Below are 16,358 nucleotides of genomic sequence, written 5' to 3' on the forward strand. Positions count from 1 at the left end.
GCGACAAGGAGCGAGTAAGATGAAACAAAGAAGCCGCGGTGTGATCCTGGCACTTATTCCATTTGCACTAATGGTGTTAGCCTTTCAACTGGTACCTATAATATCCATGCTGACGGGAAGCTTACGCACAGCGGACGGAACGGGATTTACGTTAGGCAATTATCTGCATGCGTTGCAAAGTGCCTATTACATGCAGGCGATTAAGAACAGTCTGCTAATCTCCATAACCTCAAGTCTGATAGGGATCATTATCGGACTTTTTTGTGCTTATTGCATTACCCGGTTTACCCCGAGAGTACGCGATAGACTTCTAATGCTGTCGAATATGACCTCTAATTTCGCAGGTGTTCCGCTGGCGTTTGCTTATATCATTTTGCTCGGAAATAATGGGGTGTTTACACTCTTATTTAAACAGTGGGGCTGGAGTGTTTTTGCCGATTTTGATCTATATAGCTGGTCAGGTCTAATACTGGTGTATGTATACTTTCAGGTTCCGTTAGCCTTATTGCTTTTGTACCCGTCCTTTTACGGAATCCGTGAGCAGTGGAGAGAGGCAGCGTCTTTACTGGGGGCTGGGCCTTGGCAGTTCTGGAAGACGATTGGCCTGCCTATTCTAACTCCAGCGATCTTTGGCACACTTGGAATTCTTTTTGCTAATGCAATGGGTGCTTATGCCACGGCTTACGCATTGGTTGGCGGAAATTACAATCTGTTGGCGGTACGTATCGGTTCACTGGTTGCCGGAGATGTGGTTACACAGCCACAAATGGGGAGTACGCTTGCTGTTCTTCTTGGTCTGACTACGATTTTGGCGGTTTATCTGAACCATTTAATGGTGCGGCGCGCGGAGAGGTTCGGAACGAAAGCGCTCAGTAAACCGGATGTGAAAACCACAGCTCCCCGGCGTTTATGGACAGCTCGTGAGGAGGTAGGGCAATGAATATACGTAAAGCAGGCTTTGCTCCACGCACCTTCATGCTGCTGCTCATGGTATATTTGCTGCTTCCTCTTTTGGCAACGGGCATTTATGCTTTTGCACAAGATTGGCAGAATACCTTGCTGCCCCGAGCTTGGACCTTGAATTGGTTTGGGGAAATGTTTGAGGATATTCGCTTTCTGGAGGCGCTTTGGACCTCGCTTTATTTATGCCTGATCAGCGTGGTGCTGAGTCTGGCCGTGATGCTGCCAGCTGTTTTTGTCATCACCCTCTATTTTCCGCGCTGGGAGAGCTTTATGAAAGGTATTGTTGTTTTGCCTTATGCGGTGCCTGGTGTTGTGGCTGCGGTAGGTCTTATTCGTACCTATTCCTCTGGTCCTTTTGATATCGCTGGAACAGCGTATTTATTGGTGGGCGCATATTTTGTGGTCATCCTTCCCTATATGTATCAGGGCATTCGCAATAGTCTGTTAACGGTTAATGCCGTAGAACTGCTGCATGCTGCGGAGCTGCTTGGTGCCCGCCGAAGAACGGCCTTCTTGAATGTGATTTTGCCTAATATATGGCCTGGGGTTATCGTCTCTACACTGTTATCATTTTCAGTTCTATTCGGCGAATTTGTTCTTACGAACATGTTAGTTGGCGGACATATTCAGACGATTCAGGTATATCTATATCAAAGGGTTGGTGAAAGTGGACATTTGGCCAGTGCGATTGCGATCTCTTATTTTCTGTTTATTCTAATTCTTTCGATGGTACTAATGAAGCTCGGTAAAAAGATGGGGGGAGGTATTAAGGGATGAATGATTATCTAAAGCTGCAGGGTGTACGCAAAATGTTTGGGAATACCTGTGTGTTAGACAATGTTGATTTGGAGATCCGTGAAGGTGAGCTTGTGACACTGCTAGGCCCCTCCGGTTGTGGAAAAAGCACATTGCTACGCTGCATAGCCGGTCTTTCAGAGCTGGATGGCGGCAGAATTCTTTTGGAAAATAAAGATCTGGGAAGTTTGCCGCCCCGTAAGCGCGAGGTAGGAATGGTGTTTCAGTCTTATGCCTTGTTCCCCAATCTGACGGTGAGCCAAAATATCGAGTATGGAATGAAAATGCGGGGACTATCGAAATCAGCCCGCCATCATCGCTGCGCGGAATTGCTGGCATTGGTCGATCTGGAGGATAAACGGGATGTATATCCGCAGTCCCTCTCTGGTGGACAGCAGCAGCGGGTAGCGCTGGCTCGTTCTCTAGCGGTGCAGCCCAAAGTATTGCTGCTGGATGAACCTTTAAGCGCACTTGATGCTAAGATACGCAAGAATTTACGTGCTGAAATTCGTGATATTCAAAAAAGGTTTAACATGACGACACTATTCGTGACGCATGATCAGGAGGAGGCGCTGATTCTTTCAGACCGCATCTGTATTATGAACGGTGGCCGGATTGTGCAGGATGGCACACCTGAGGGGTTGTACTCCGCACCACGAACAGAGTTCGTTGCCCGGTTTATGGGCAGTTACAATGTATTGACCCGATCAGAAGTGATGACGTTGTTCCGGGGGATAGATAGCATGAAGGACCGCTTTGCTATTCGGCCTGAGGCGGTTACGCTGCTGCATGAGGGCGCGGGACTTCACGAGGTTGCTGCCGGAGTGCAACTGGTGGATGGCATCATTAAATCTGTCTCCGTATTGGGCAATATTATTAGGTGTACGGTAGAGGTGGAAGACATTTGCTTAACGGTTGATCTTTTAAATGACGGACGCTGGCTGAGGCTGGTGGAAGGGGCTAACGTCACCTTGGCTCTGAACCCTTCTGAGCTGCTGCATCTGGAACGAGAGGGAGCGTAATAAGATGACTGAAATGAACAATAAACTTATTGTGGTAGTGTTGGACGGACTTAGATATGAGGCCGCACGTGAATATATGGGGTATATGGAGCATCTGGTGGAGCAGGGGGAAATATCATGTCACCGAGTGAAATCGGAATTACCCAGTCTGTCACGCCCGCTTTATGAAGTGCTTTTGACGGGTACACCCGTGTCCAAAAATGGAATTACGGCTAACCATATTGTGAGACCAAGCCATGAAGAGAGCGTATTCCATCTGGCAGTGGGCGCTAATTTGCGCACAGCTGCTGTCGCCTATCATTGGGTCAGTGAGCTTTATAATTCGGCCCCTTTTGATCCGCTTGCTGATCGCCATCAGCACAATGTGATGAAGCCCATTCAGCATGGCAGTTTTTATTTCGAGGATCACTATCCCGACAGTCATGTGTTTGCCGACGCTGTGTATTTACGGAGTGCCTATGATCCGCATTTCCTATACATTCACTCCATGAATATAGATGACGCCGGGCATCGTTATGGCGGAGAGAGCAAGGAATATGAGTTTTCAGTGCGTAATGCTGACGGTCTGTTGGCCACTGTTTTGCCTATTTGGATGGAACAGGGCTATAAGATTATGATTACGGCAGATCACGGAATGAACGCAAATGGGTACCACGGCGGGATAACTCCTTCCGAGCGAGATGTGCCATTATATACGTTTGGGGTAGATGTATTATCTTCGGAAAAAGAGGAAGAAGTACTGCCACAGCTGCGAATGGCTCCTTTAATGTGCCACTGTTTGGGGCTGGCCCCTTCGGCAGCAATGAGTAAGGAGGGCTTGCCTCCACTTGTGCAGAAGCAATCCCATGACAAAGTGGAAGAACCTTTGCCGTTGGTATGAAATAAAATAATTAGCACGAGAAAAATCATATATTTCAACTAATTAGGAGGTTGTCTATTGAGCGCTTCTAAAGCTATGAAATGGATTACGGGTTCCTGTGAAATTATTTTGGCAATTCCAATCCTGGGTGCTGCTATTGTTATTGGCACGGGGTATTCCGTTCTGGGGTTGATGTTTATTCTACATGTGATTACATTGATTTTATCTTCAAGAGACCGTGAGTCTATCTACGGTTCAGTACTAGGAATTATAACTTCTTTATTGGCATGGATTCCTTTTGTGGGCTGGTTCTTGCACTTAATTACTGGGATTCTGTTGATGGTGAGTGGAGGACAGAAGTCCCGTTATCCTTCGAACCATATCTATCCACAGTGATGTAAAATGACTTCAATACAGCCCAATTCGGACGTTTGTCCGGTTGGGCTGTATTCATGTTATAATGAGGGCACATTTTAGCAGTAAGCACAGAGAGGAGGCGCATCCATATGGAAATAACCGCACAAGAAGTAGCAGAATGGATGGTGAAGGAGATTCGTTTTACGGGTACCTTGCATCAGACGGCGGCGATTGAATATGTGAAAGAGAATTTTGGAGAACAATTTGTATTTGTGAATGAGAACGGCAATGCCTCACTCTCCAAAGAAGTGAAGAAAGCTTTCCGGAAACTCCATGGCGGGAGAATTGCTTGGGATCGAGACGGGTTCTTGTGGGCTTGGACCTAAGTTTGGCGCTTACAAAACATGTACAAACTGTTCAACTTATATAATTAGATAAAAAACGGACCATGCATGTACTGCAATGGCCCGTCTTTTTGCATTCTTTTTAGTTAGATATATTCTGTCATTCCCTGTTCCTTTAGAAGTTCCACGATATCTTTGACTGACTGCGCTTTATCCTTGGGACAGATTAATAGTGCATCCCCAGTATCGGCAATGATGAACCCGTCTACACCAATGGTCGTGATAAGTCTGCCATTTCCATAAATGATTGAGTTATGGGTATCTATTCCCACATGATTTGCTTTTATAATGTTGCCTGCATCATCCGGAGGGAAGATTGAACCCAGTGCATCCCAGCTACCGATATCATTCCAGCCAAATTGTCCGGAAAGCACAACAACTTCATCAGAGCGTTCTAAAATGCCGTAATCAATCGAAATATTCTGAAGCGTTGGGTAGATGGCATTAATAACTTCCTCTTCCTGATCTGTACCCAAACAATCACTGATGGGCAGCATGGTTTTGTAGAGTCGAGGTAGATAACGTTTGAAATTATCAATAATGACAGAGGTCTGCCAAATAAAAATCCCACTATTCCATAGATAATTACCGGATGCCAGATAACTCTGTGCATTCTGAAAGTTTGGTTTCTCTACAAATTCATCTACATCATATACAGCCACTGGGCTTGTCGCAATCGGCGTCTTATCAAAGGCAATATAGCCGTAGCCAGTAGATGGGAAAGTAGGCTTGATTCCGATGGTTACTATCTTGTCTGACTCCATGGCAACAGTACAGGCTTCGTCTAGTGTAAGACGGAATTGTTCCTCATCCGTTATATAGTGATCGGAAGGAAGGACGACCATTAAAGAATTGCCATGAGACTTCTCTATAGATAATGCTGCAAAAAGAATGCTAGCGGCTGTATTTCGCGCCACAGGTTCAATTAGAATATTAGCTTTGAGAACGCTGCTGTGCATAATACTCTCCAACAATACTGCTTGGGTACGATTAGTAACGATAACTGTATTCTCCTGAGGAATAATCCCTTTGAAGCGTTCAATCGTATCGTTTAACATAATGTCGTTGCCACTAATGTTCAGCAGCTGCTTTGGGATTTCTTGTCTGGACAGGGGCCAAAACCGTGTTCCGCCCCCGCCGGCTAGGATCGTAGCATATTTATTCATGATGCATCACCAACCGGGCAATTGTGAAGGATATAATGCTCTCCGAGCCTTGATTCAGGTTGAGCCCCGCCGCATGAATACCGTCATAACAAGCACCAGTCTGCGGATCGATTAGGGGGATTCCCAAGGAATTATGCCCTAGATACCAGTTGTAGCATAATTCTGCCTGCGCAAGATAAGAGGGGTCCTCAAGAACAACAGCTGCTTCCCGGCAGGCCAGCAGCATCTCGCAGGCTTCAATGGGCTGTTCATCATAGGGTGCAGCCAGCCCATCGCGCAGCAGCCAGCCATGGCTGCCGATCGGTTTATAGTAGCCTTTGCTGGAGAAGGTGGTGGAAGCTAGGAAATCCAGGCTTTCCTTGGCGGTCTCCCGCAGGTTTTTATTCCCGGAGATTAGGTAGGCCCGAAGCAGAGCCCAGGGCAGCATGGAATTGCCATAAGTGATGCTGTCCTCGAACCAATTCCAGCCGTGCCCCTTATAGCGGGTATATTGATTATGCAGCCGAACCGCAATATTTTCGATCAGACTCTCAATGGTTGCCCTTGGCAGAAAGGCGGCTTCTTCGGTCGTGTTTTCAGTATGCGGGTATGGAAAAGCATAACCTAATGGGCCGGGTGCTTCGGTAAGATAACTTAAGCCGATGATGGCATAGGCTCCGGCCCGAGGTGAGCCCAAGGCTTCCAGATGCGGCAGTGCCTGATTGATCAAATACCGGCAGGTATTCATCAGGTTGTCAGGCAGGGAAGCTGCATGCGACAAGGCGAACCCTAGTGCCCACAAGGTACGTCCCTGGCAATCTTCAGAACCTTTATCCTCTATAAAGGAGCGGTTATAATCCATGAAATTGCGAAAATTGCCGTCCGCTGTCTGGGAATGATAGATAAAAGAGATATACGTATGAATGAGATCGAGTGCCACGGCATCCCGGGAATTCTCGTACATTAAGACCGCAGCAATCAGGGCGCGGGCATTATCATCGGTAGTGTAGCCCTTGGAACGGTCCGGAACCCCAAACTTGGTATGCTGAAAGATTCCTGTATCGTCCGTAATTCTGCGCAGATAGCCTGGTTTAGACTGTACTGTGGTGGAGGTTTCCATTAAATCACGCTCCGATCAGCTGACGCCGAGCTCTGGATATGGCTGTGGAACAAGGCGGCATAGATTTTGGCGATTTCGTTCCAGCGCATAGTGAGCCCGAGCTTCAACGTGCGGTCTTCCATTGTTTGCACCAGAGCAGGGCTGTTCAGCAAGCGCAAAATGCAGGCTTCCAAGGAAGCAGAATCATGAAAATCAGCCAGTAGACCGCGGCCTTCTGCCAGCATTTCCTGGGCGTAGCGGTAAGGGGTCGACACGATGACCCGGCCATAACCGACTCCGTAGGCCAGGGTGCCGCTGACGGCCTGATCCTTACCCAGATAAGGAGTCACATAGATATCTGACATGACCAAGGACTCTATTACTTCTTCTTGGGTCAGCAACTTATCGACGAATTGGACATTGTCCTGCAAGTCAAACATTTCTACGAGGTCCGTCAGTTTCTGGCGGTAAACTTCCCCGGATTCCAGCTTGACGACCGGATGGGTCTTGCCCCAGACAATGTAAAGTGCTTCGGGATGGCGCTTGACCACGCCGCGCATGGCTTCGATGCTGTATTCAATCCCTTTGCCGGGACTGAGGAAGCCGAAGGTGGAGAGGATCTTGCGGTCTGGATAACCGTATTGTGCTTTAAGGCTGGTGCGTGAGGCTGTGCTAACTTGAGGGACACCGTGATGGATGAATGTGATTTTGGAAACTGGGATCTCATAAATAGTAGATAAATCGGTAAGGGTTGATTCTGCCATCGTCACGACCTGCACGCTACGCTCGGCCAGATATCGGATGATCTGATGCTGCTTAGGGGAGGGCTTGGTCAACACTGTGTGAAAAACAACAACATACGGAATGTTCAAACGTTCGACAAAGGGGAGCAGGTATTCACCGCTTTCTCCGCCGTAGATGCCAAATTCATGTTGGATGACCAACAAATCGGTATCAGAATTGTTGAGGAAATCGGCCGTATCTATATAATCTGCGTAATTATGCTGGTCGATCTGCCGTATTACCTGCTGATCGTAAGCGTAGGTTTCATTGTTGTTTATGGCAATAATCCGGGGCGGGTTAAAGCCGGGAAGGTGGATAAGTTCATCTAGCAGATCCTGTGTGAACGTGGCGATACCGCACTCTCGCGGCAGACTGGTTCCCAGGAACACGATGTTGTGATTACGGACTGTATTTTTCATTCAAAGAGCCTCCCTAATGGTCTTGCGATTGGTCTGGATACAAAAAAAGAAAATAAAGAAGACTCTATTTTCTGAATAGGGAAAGGTATTTGGTTTTCTAAAATTAGAAATGTTGCAAATTATTTCCTAATCCAACTGTAACATGACCGTTTTATCTTGTCAATTCGATTGACGCCTTGGGGTTAGTACGGATATATTATTGGAGGAGGTGTATGAATGCCAGTCATACGCAGTAAACTGAGTGAGGTCATGGAGAGGCATGATCCGAAATTATCGATCCGCAAGCTTGCTAAAGAGATCAATTACCATTTTGATTCGGTACGCCGAATGTATAAGAATGAGATGGTGCAGTATCCAAGGGATCTGTTGCTAAAATTATGTGTATACTTTAATGTCCAGCCCGGCGAGCTGATTGCCATGGATGCGGAAGACAACGATTGGGTGATCGATCGTTCAAATGATTATGAGGAGGACGGCGATGACAAGGAACCCGGCACAGACAGCCACCTGTAAGCAGCTTCTGGATACATATCATGCCGGACGCGGTACAACCACTGTAAATAAATTGACGTTCACCGGTGTTGGGCACCGGGATGTCTATAATATAACCGCCCCGTTTATGTATAACGGGGAAGAGGTACTAATGGGAAGAGTTGAGGAACGGGACAGTGAGTTCTCTCAAGTCTTCTTTTTTACATGCCATGATGGGGTTTGGAGACCTCGTGCGCATACGCATACGTACAATTTACAGGACCCGTGCTGGACCCGGATCAGGGGGGAACTTATTGTGGGCGGGGTGGAAGTGATTACGGCAGCGGATGATCCGCATCGGATTATCTCCTGGGTGACCCAGTTCTACCGGGGTTATCACATCGATTCTTTGACCCACTTTTCTTCAGGCCCCGGCACGATGAAGGATATCCGGCTTATCGAGCTTGATAATGGCAGTGTAGGCGTATTTACCCGGCCGCAGGGCGAACGGGGTGGGCGAGGGCAGATTGGGTTCACAGTGATTCCTTCGCTGGACGAACTGAATGAGCAGACCTTTATTGATGCCGAGGTGCTACAGGATCAATTCGTGCCCGAAGAGTGGGGTGGAGCCAATGAAGCTCATCTGCTGCGGGGTGGGAAGGTGGGCGTGTTGGGCCACATTGCTTGCTTCGATAGCGCCGGAAACAAACACTATTATGCCATGGCTTTTTCGCTGAATCCTGAGACTTATAAGGCAACTCCGGTCAAAATAATAGCAGTCCGCAGTGATTTTCCGGCGGGCCCGGGCAAGCGCAAAGAACTGGAGGATGTCATCTTCAGCGGTGGCTTGAAACGTCTTGGAGGAGGCCGGGCGGTATTGTCTGTAGGGGTGAGTGACGCAGAAGCGTATCAGATTGAGATCGCGGACCCGTTTGACGAATATGAATCCTAGCGTTCTTTCAGTTGGTTTGACTAGATTATATGGTCATGTTACACTTAGTGTGACAAGAATTTATGGTCAAAGAGAGCGGGAAACCCAATGAATAAGTTTATTCAATTCAACACACGTAAGACTGACACCAAGTCCAACATCAATCAGGCGCGTAAGCAAGGACGTATTCCGGCTGTATTATATGGTATTGGTAAAGAGACTCTGACGTTGGAAGTGAATGAAAAAGAACTTCTGGACATTCTCAAAAAGAATCCGCGCGCAATTCTGCAAGGTAAGGTATCGGAAGATCTAGAGGTTCCGGTCGTGGTTCAGAACATTCAGAAGGATACCCTGTCCGGCAAAATTCTGCATATTGATTTTCAACATGTAAATATGAAAAAGAGCATGGACAGCAAGGTGACTATTCATTTTGCAGGTGAAGCCGTAGGTATTAAAGCAGGCGGTACGCTTCAGGTTGAAATTTATGAAGTGGAAGTTCGCTGTATGCCTGAAGATCTTCCTACCTCCATGGAAGTGGATATTAGCGGATTGGATATTGGCGACCAATTGCTTGTCTCTGATCTGATCTTTAAGGACGGGATTGAAGTGTTGACCGAACCGTCAACCGTAATGATCCAGATCAAGACCGTGCATGAAGAAGAGGAAGAAGAAGCGGTAGTAACTCCAGCCTAAACCTATATTTTTATATAAAAAAGCAAGTTTCCAGTGAAGAGGAAACTTGCTTTTTTTTGCGTTGAATCATACAGGAACTTCTCGTTGGTCTTTTGACATAGGAGAACTGCATAGCGGGCAGGGCTTTGAGGTTAAATGATCCTCAGCTCCGCCAGCTTTCATGCGTGTCCAGCCAGGACAGGTATTGCTGGTACAATTCCATACTGGAACGACATGGGTTCTTGTCGCAGTTGTGCGACTGGTAGGTAAGGATCTTGTTGTTACTGTTCTGCTCACCGTAGTCGTTGCTGTGGAAGAAACAGCAGAGCGGAAGGCTGATAACATGAAGCGGGAGACCTCTGCTTTTTTGCCCCGATGCCTCGCAGGTGAACTGATAAATAGCTCTTCCCGGGCTCTAGTAACAGCTACGTAAGCCAGTCTTCGCTCCTCTTCCAGGGCAGCCAAGCTTGAACTTCCGCTATTTGCAGCGGCCAGCTTGCGGTCCTTGAGCCGGTCGCCCTCCAGTGCGGAGCTATGCGGAAGAATTCCTTCAGAGGCTCCAATCAAAAAGACCACAGGAAACTCTAAGCCCTTGGATTTGTGAATGGTCATAAGCGCGATCCGATTCCCTTGTTCTTTGGTACCCGGCTGACGATTATGTTCATTACGTTCCGTAACATTATCTATGAAATCCAGAAAGGCAGGGATACTATCAAATCGCTCTGCAGACGATTCTAGTTCATCTAGCATTTCTTTTAACGTCTCGCGATGTAAGGTTGCTTGATGCCGCTCATTCGCTTCGATGAAATAATCGTAGAATTGCGTGCGGATCTGGCGAATCGCTTGGACTGGGGTTAACTCGCGCATATTGCGAATTAGATCCAGCCGCTCTCTAAGCTTAGTGCCCTTGAAATCCTCCATGCCGGGCATGGACAACAGATGGATTAGTGGGCCTTGCTTTGGTTGTCTGGCTTCCATCTGCCGGATGTGATTCATACCTTTTTCACGGTTCATATATAGAGTAGGCAGGATGTTCTCCATAGCGGCAAAATTCCGCCGATTCACGGAGAGACGCATATGATCCACGACCGGGGAAATTAGCCAGTGTTCGTACAGTAATTGGCCTTCTCCATAATCAATATAGGGAATATCGCGTAAAAGAAGTAATTCCAGAACGGCCCGGTTGCTGCTGGACGCTCTATATAACATGGCGAAGTCGCTATATTCTCTTTTGCCGCTCGAAACCTCGTTTAAAATATGCTCAACCATCTGCTCAGCTTCCTCGTCTGCTGTCTGCGGACGCATATACCGGGGCTGACTCCCGCTGCCTTTGGCAGCTTGCAGGGTTTTGGAACGCCGGCGCGTATTGTGCCGGATAATACCGTTGCCGAGCCCGACTATAGCTGGACCAGAGCGGTAATTAATATCAAGTGTAATAACCCTTGCTCCCGGGTACAGCTTCTCGAATTCCAGAATGAATTCACTGCGTGCCCCGTTGAAGGAATAAATCGTCTGGTCATCGTCGCCAACTACCATCAGATTATGCTGCGGGTGAGCAATCATTTTGACTAACTCATACTGCAAGGCATTGGTATCCTGGAACTCATCCACCATCACGTATAGATATCTCATCTGCAATTCCTGCAAAAGCGTTGGACGCTCCTTCAGCATCCGATAGGCGATTAAGAGGACATCATCGAAGTCGATTTTGAAATTGTCTAGTTTCCATTGTTCGTAGATTTCCAGAATGGATTTCATTTCTTTTTCAGCGGTGGTTCCTTCAGGCAAGCCTTCTACGGTACCCATGTTCATCTTGCAGGAAGAGAGCAGGGAGAGTAGCGTTTCCGGTGGATAGGCATCTTTAGGTAGCCCGAGCTCACGCATGATTTGTTTCAACAGAATGTGCTGGCGCCGCGTCTCACTGAAAATTTCTTGCTGCAATCCTTGTCTGCGCAAGAAAAATAAGAAAAAGGAATGAAACGTGCGGGCCTGCAGCCGCGCGACGTCCGCTGGGCCTACTCCCGGTAATAGGGCGATCCGCTCGCGCATTTCCGCCGCAGCTTTACTCGAAAAAGTCAGCAATAGCAGCTGACTTGGCGAGACGCCGCGCACGGACAACAAATAACCGGTTCTGCAGATCAGAACCGAGGTTTTGCCGGAGCCTGCGCCGGCCAGTGTTAGAAGCGGCCCTTTATGATGCCGTACCGCAGAAATCTGCGGACGGTTGAGCAGGATGCCGCCTTCTTCCAGCCTGCGGAAATAAGCGGAGTCCTCATCCTCTCGCTTCACCAGTTCTTGGCTTGTCTGCGCTGAGGCCACAGCCGCTTGCGGGATCCGCTCACCAGTAGCTCCCAGCGGGATAGTATGAAATAAAAGCTTATTCAATAGATTCACCTTCATTATTTCTGTATAGAGTAGTGATCTCAACAAACCTAGTTCTATGATGTTTGAGTTCATCTTAAAATGTGCCGAAAATTTAGCCAATCTACAATATACCATCCCAAGCTTTTTGCTGCACAGGAAAAGTGTTGGATATTGAGCCAGTAAAAATCTGGGGATTGGTGTGGGAGTGGGACACAACGGTGGTATAAATCCCGTAGATAGGTAGGGTTGTGGCTGCGCGGACGGAATGTACGGTATAAATCCCGCAGATTGGCTGGAAAGTGGCTGCGCGGGTGAAATGTACGGTATAAATCCCTTAGATAGGCTGGATTGTGGCTGCGTGGGTGAAATGTACGGTATAAATCCCGTAGATTGGGTGGAAAGTGGCTGCGCGGGTGAAATGTACGGTAAAAATCCCGTAGATTAGCTGGAATGTGGCTGCGCGGACGGAATGTGCGGTATAAATCCCGTAGATAGGTAGGATTGTGGCTGCGTGGGCGGAATGTACGGTATAAATCCCTTAGATAGGCTGAATTGTGGCTGCGTGGGCGAAATGTACAGTAAAAATCCCGTAGATTGGGTGGAAAGTGGCAGTGTCGGCGGAATGTGAGGCATAAATCCCGCAGATTAGCTGGATCGTGGCTGCGCGGGTGAAATGTACGGTATAAATCCCGTAGATAGGCTGGAATGCGGTTGCGCGGGTGGAATGTACGGTATAAATCCCGTAGATTAGCTGGAATGTGGCAGTGTCGGCGGAATGTGAGGCATAAATCCCGCAGATTAGCTGGATTGTGGCTGCGCGGGCGAAATGTACGGTATAAATCCCTTAGATAGGCTGAATTGTGGCTGCGCGGGTGAAATGTACGGTAAAAATCCCGTAGATTAGCTGGAATGTGGCTGCGCGGACGGAATGTGCGGTATAAATCCCGTAGATTAGCTGGAATGTGGCTGCGCGGACGGAATGTGCGGTATAAATCCCGTAGATAGGCTGGAAAGTGGCTGCGCGGACGGAATGTACGGTATAAATCCCGCAGATTAGCTGGATTGTGGCTGCGCGGGCGGAATGTACGGTATAAATCCCGCAGATGGGCTGAAATGTGGCTGCGTGGACGGAATGTGCGGTATAAATCCCGTAGATTAGCTGGAATGTGGCTACGTGGGCGGAATGTACGGTATAAATCCCGTAGATTGGCAGGAATGTGGCTGCGTGGGCGGAATGTGCGGTATAAATCCCGCAGATTAGCTGGAATGTGGCTGCGTGGGCGGAATGTGCGTTATAAATCCCGCAGATTAGCTGGATCGTGGCCGCGTGGGCGGATTGTACGGTATAAATCCCGTAGATTAGCTGGATCGTGGCTGCGTGGGCGAAATGTACGGTATAAATCCCGTAGATTAGCTGGATCGTGGCTGCGTGGGCGAAATGTACGGTATAAATCCCGTAGATTGGCAGGAATGTGGCAGTGTCGGCGAAATGAGAGGCAAAAATGCCCTAGAAAAGGATGAATCCGCCTCCGTAAGCGAAATGAGAGGCATATTCGCCCTACTAAAGGGCGCTGGGTGCAGGTCTGTTTCTATTTTTATAATATAAAAATTTCCGCCCCGCGCATCGCAGACTTGTCCAGCGCACATTTGCCACTCTCCTGAACAATTCTGTGATGCCCATTCCCTTTTCCTATCATGCTCATATCCTAAAGCAAAAACATGATATGGAGATGACCCTATGCCCTCGCCCAGTAAGGTCCGCATCAGACATGCCGTTACTATAGACGTACTGATTCCCGCGATTGAAAAAGATTTACAGACCCTTCCCCATGTGATTGACGCTGTTAGAAAGCATGTTAAGCATCCCATCGGCCGGATATTAATTGTTGCTCCCAAAAAGAAACGGATGATTGAGTTCTGTCGCACAAAAGGCTGTACCTTTATTGATGAGAATACGGTGCTGCCGATTACGAAAAAAGACATTCATTATCGCTCACGCACCTGGGAACGTTCCGGCTGGCTATTCCAACAGCTGCTGAAGCTGAATGGCGACAAGCTCTGCACGGCGGATTATTTTCTGGTTATTGATGCCGATACCGTTCTGATCACCCCCCACCGTTTTCGGGCGGACGGCAAGACACTCTTTTACAGCCGGAACTGGAGCCAACCACAGTATTTTGTAACCTATAGGAAACTCATGGGCCGCAAGGTGACCGCAAAATCGTCATTTGTGACCCATTATATGCTGTTTGAACGCAGTCAATTGGCTCAAATGAAAAGAGAGATAGAAGCAAAACACCAAATGCCTTGGTATCGAGCTATTTTACACAGTATGAACCGTTCCAAGCAATTTGCCTTTTCTGAATTCGAAACCTATGCCAATTACCTGTATTCGAAGAATCGCGAGGGAATGAAGATTCAAAAAGCGCGTAATAAAGGTCTCCATATGAATGCAGGACAGCTATCCAAGCAGAGAGTGAATCAGCTGGCTGAGAAGTATAGATCATTGTCTTTTCATAAACGAAAGGGGTATGTGAGGACACCGGGGGCTAAATCCAGCGCAGGGGGGCGATAGGATTGCAGATCGTACTCCTTTCAGGGGGATCGGGGAAGCGGTTATGGCCGCTATCAAATGAGATCAGGTCTAAAGCTTTTTTAAGGCTGCTTCCAACAGAAGCTGGCGGTGTGGAGTCGATGATCGAGCGGGTATGCAGAGGGCTGGAAGAAGTAGGCTTGTTGGATTCAAGCTGCATTGTGACTCATCGCAGTCAGGTGGAGATTACTCGCAAATCCGTTGGTGCTCAAGTCCCTTTATTAGCGGAGCCGCAGAAACGGGGGACTTTTACTGCAGTAGCTCTGGCGGCGAGTTATCTGCATTCTGTGAAGGGGATGGACTCAAAAGAGATCGTAGTGGTCATTCCGGTGGATTCGTATGTGGAGACTTCTTTTTTTAAGCAGCTTCATCAATTTCCTAGTGTACTTGCCGAATCACAAGCAGATATTGCTTTGATTGGTGTTTTACCTGAATTTCCTTCTACACAGTTCGGTTATATTCTGCCTGGTGAAGGGTCAGGGGTAGGAGGGACGTCTTTTTTAAATGTTGAGCAGTTTGCAGAGAAACCGAACGAATCGACAGCGGCTGAGTTCATTTCTCAGGGAGGACTGTGGAATTGCGGCGTGTTTTCCTGCTCATTAGGATATTTGCTCTCAAGTATGAAGGAACGGAATCTTCCAGTAGATTACATGGAATTTATGGAGCATTATGATCAATTGCCAGAACGAAGCTTTGACTATGAGGTGCTGGAACACACGCGGCGTGCGGTAGTCATCCCTTATATTGGGGTATGGGCGGATATTGGCAGCTGGGATGCGCTTGTTCCCCATTTGCAAGGAACGGTGATTGGCGAGGGGAGTATCTCAGAGGATTCAAAAGGTACCCATTTGATCAACGAACTCTCTTGTCCTGTGCATATCATCGGCGCTCCTGGTTTAATCGTGGCGGCAGGGCCAGATGGTATATTGGTTGCTGGGATAGAGCAGGCAAAACGAATTAAGCAGAAGCTGGAGGGCCATGCAGCGAAGCCGATGATTGAAGAAAAACGCTGGGGCACCTCACGCATTTTGGACTTCTCTCGCACGGCAGCCGGTATTGAGGTTACGACCTCAAAAATAACCATTTTGGCAGGTGAGCACACCAGCTACCATTTTCATCGGCATACTAAAGAAGTTTGGTCTTTTCTTTCTGGGAATGGAGAATACCGGATGAATGGCCATCTTCATGCGGTTGCCGCCGGGGACACGGTCACGATTCCTGCTGGTACGAAGCATGGGCTGCGGGCCATTACAGCGCTCGAATTGATTATCATTGAACTGTTGGAATTTCCTGAGGTGGATGACTACGTACGAGTGTCTGCCGAATGGGAGGGGGAGGACAGCTTCCTTGATGATTTGGGATAAATGGAAAGGTAGTTCGCTTTAACCCGGAGGCTGCTATAGATATGGATAGATTGCGTGGCTGAAGTGAAATAGATGTATTCAGTGCAACTATTTCGTGGAGTAGCGAATGTCTTGCGA

17 protein-coding genes are annotated in these 16,358 nt (G+C 47.9%); 13 read left to right on the top strand and 4 right to left on the bottom strand.

Features of this window, described 5'->3' with window-relative positions; all coding sequences use genetic code 11:
- Positions 1-19 precede the first annotated feature (19 nt).
- From NSS82_RS01785 to NSS82_RS01810, 6 genes are all read left to right on the top strand, one after another.
- A complete protein-coding gene (locus NSS82_RS01785; protein WP_036687331.1) occupies positions 20-940 on the top strand; it encodes an ABC transporter permease in 921 nt (306 codons plus the stop codon).
- The gene (locus NSS82_RS01790; protein WP_051491499.1) at positions 937-1,740 is read left to right on the top strand and encodes an ABC transporter permease; all 804 of its coding nucleotides are present in this window, start codon (positions 937-939) and stop codon (positions 1,738-1,740) included. Before NSS82_RS01785 ends, NSS82_RS01790 begins: the two co-directional genes overlap by 4 nt.
- Positions 1,737-2,780 (top strand): ABC transporter ATP-binding protein, encoded by a 1,044-nt coding sequence (locus tag NSS82_RS01795; RefSeq protein WP_076274120.1) that lies wholly within the window; start codon positions 1,737-1,739, stop codon positions 2,778-2,780. The genes NSS82_RS01790 and NSS82_RS01795 overlap by 4 nt, the downstream gene beginning before the upstream one ends.
- A gap of 4 nt (positions 2,781-2,784) precedes the next feature.
- The gene (locus NSS82_RS01800) at positions 2,785-3,660 is read left to right on the top strand and encodes an alkaline phosphatase family protein (protein WP_081386806.1); all 876 of its coding nucleotides are present in this window, start codon (positions 2,785-2,787) and stop codon (positions 3,658-3,660) included.
- 57 nt (positions 3,661-3,717) lie between these two features.
- Entirely contained in the window at positions 3,718-4,035 is a 318-nt protein-coding gene (locus NSS82_RS01805) for a hypothetical protein (RefSeq protein WP_036687337.1), read from the top strand.
- A gap of 110 nt (positions 4,036-4,145) precedes the next feature.
- Entirely contained in the window at positions 4,146-4,382 is a 237-nt protein-coding gene (locus NSS82_RS01810; RefSeq protein WP_036687339.1) for a DUF6953 family protein, read from the top strand.
- Positions 4,383-4,486: 104 nt separating this feature from the next.
- On the opposite strand, the gene NSS82_RS01815 is transcribed toward NSS82_RS01810, so the two are convergent.
- The 3 genes from NSS82_RS01815 to NSS82_RS01825 are packed head-to-tail and all read right to left on the bottom strand — an operon-like array spanning position 4,487 to position 7,846.
- Positions 4,487-5,566: a mannose-1-phosphate guanylyltransferase gene (locus NSS82_RS01815; protein WP_036687341.1), complete on the bottom strand. Its 1,080-nt coding sequence runs from the start codon at positions 5,564-5,566 to the stop codon at positions 4,487-4,489.
- A complete protein-coding gene (locus NSS82_RS01820; protein WP_051491501.1) occupies positions 5,559-6,665 on the bottom strand; it encodes a glycosyl transferase in 1,107 nt (368 codons plus the stop codon). Before NSS82_RS01820 ends, NSS82_RS01815 begins: the two co-directional genes overlap by 8 nt.
- A complete protein-coding gene (locus tag NSS82_RS01825) occupies positions 6,665-7,846 on the bottom strand; it encodes a glycosyltransferase family 4 protein (protein ID WP_076274119.1) in 1,182 nt (393 codons plus the stop codon). Before NSS82_RS01825 ends, NSS82_RS01820 begins: the two co-directional genes overlap by 1 nt.
- A 216-nt stretch (positions 7,847-8,062) precedes the next feature.
- On the opposite strand from NSS82_RS01825, the gene NSS82_RS01830 reads away from it, so the two are divergent.
- The 3 genes from NSS82_RS01830 to NSS82_RS01840 all read left to right on the top strand — a co-directional run bounded on the left by NSS82_RS01830 (position 8,063) and on the right by NSS82_RS01840 (position 9,941).
- Positions 8,063-8,359 (top strand): helix-turn-helix domain-containing protein, encoded by a 297-nt coding sequence (locus NSS82_RS01830; RefSeq protein ID WP_051491502.1) that lies wholly within the window; start codon positions 8,063-8,065, stop codon positions 8,357-8,359.
- Complete coding sequence (locus tag NSS82_RS01835; protein ID WP_038568279.1) at positions 8,325-9,269, top strand: DUF1861 family protein; 945 nt, start codon at positions 8,325-8,327, stop codon at positions 9,267-9,269. Before NSS82_RS01830 ends, NSS82_RS01835 begins: the two co-directional genes overlap by 35 nt.
- 87 nt (positions 9,270-9,356) lie before the next feature.
- A complete protein-coding gene (locus NSS82_RS01840) occupies positions 9,357-9,941 on the top strand; it encodes a 50S ribosomal protein L25 (RefSeq protein WP_052096720.1) in 585 nt (194 codons plus the stop codon).
- A gap of 66 nt (positions 9,942-10,007) precedes the next feature.
- Here NSS82_RS01840 and NSS82_RS01845 read toward each other — a convergent pair whose 3' ends face one another.
- A complete protein-coding gene (locus NSS82_RS01845) occupies positions 10,008-12,305 on the bottom strand; it encodes a UvrD-helicase domain-containing protein (protein ID WP_076274118.1) in 2,298 nt (765 codons plus the stop codon).
- A gap of 244 nt (positions 12,306-12,549) precedes the next feature.
- On the opposite strand from NSS82_RS01845, the gene NSS82_RS01850 reads away from it, so the two are divergent.
- The 4 genes from NSS82_RS01850 (at position 12,550) to NSS82_RS01865 (ending at position 16,241) form a co-directional block, all read left to right on the top strand.
- The gene (locus NSS82_RS01850) at positions 12,550-12,729 is read left to right on the top strand and encodes a hypothetical protein (protein ID WP_340962119.1); all 180 of its coding nucleotides are present in this window, start codon (positions 12,550-12,552) and stop codon (positions 12,727-12,729) included.
- 617 nt (positions 12,730-13,346) lie between these two features.
- On the top strand, positions 13,347-13,805 hold the full coding sequence (locus NSS82_RS01855) for a hypothetical protein (protein ID WP_178944356.1): 459 nt from the start codon (positions 13,347-13,349) through the stop codon (positions 13,803-13,805).
- A 217-nt stretch (positions 13,806-14,022) separates the two neighbouring features.
- Positions 14,023-14,859: a DUF6492 family protein gene (locus NSS82_RS01860; RefSeq protein WP_076101176.1), complete on the top strand. Its 837-nt coding sequence runs from the start codon at positions 14,023-14,025 to the stop codon at positions 14,857-14,859.
- A gap of 2 nt (positions 14,860-14,861) precedes the next feature.
- Entirely contained in the window at positions 14,862-16,241 is a 1,380-nt protein-coding gene (locus NSS82_RS01865) for a sugar phosphate nucleotidyltransferase (protein WP_076274117.1), read from the top strand.
- Positions 16,242-16,358: the final 117 nt, after the last annotated feature.

It is taken from the genome of Paenibacillus sp. FSL H7-0735 (assembly GCF_038008505.1).
GTDB lineage: Bacteria > Bacillota > Bacilli > Paenibacillales > Paenibacillaceae > Paenibacillus_AQ > Paenibacillus_AQ odorifer.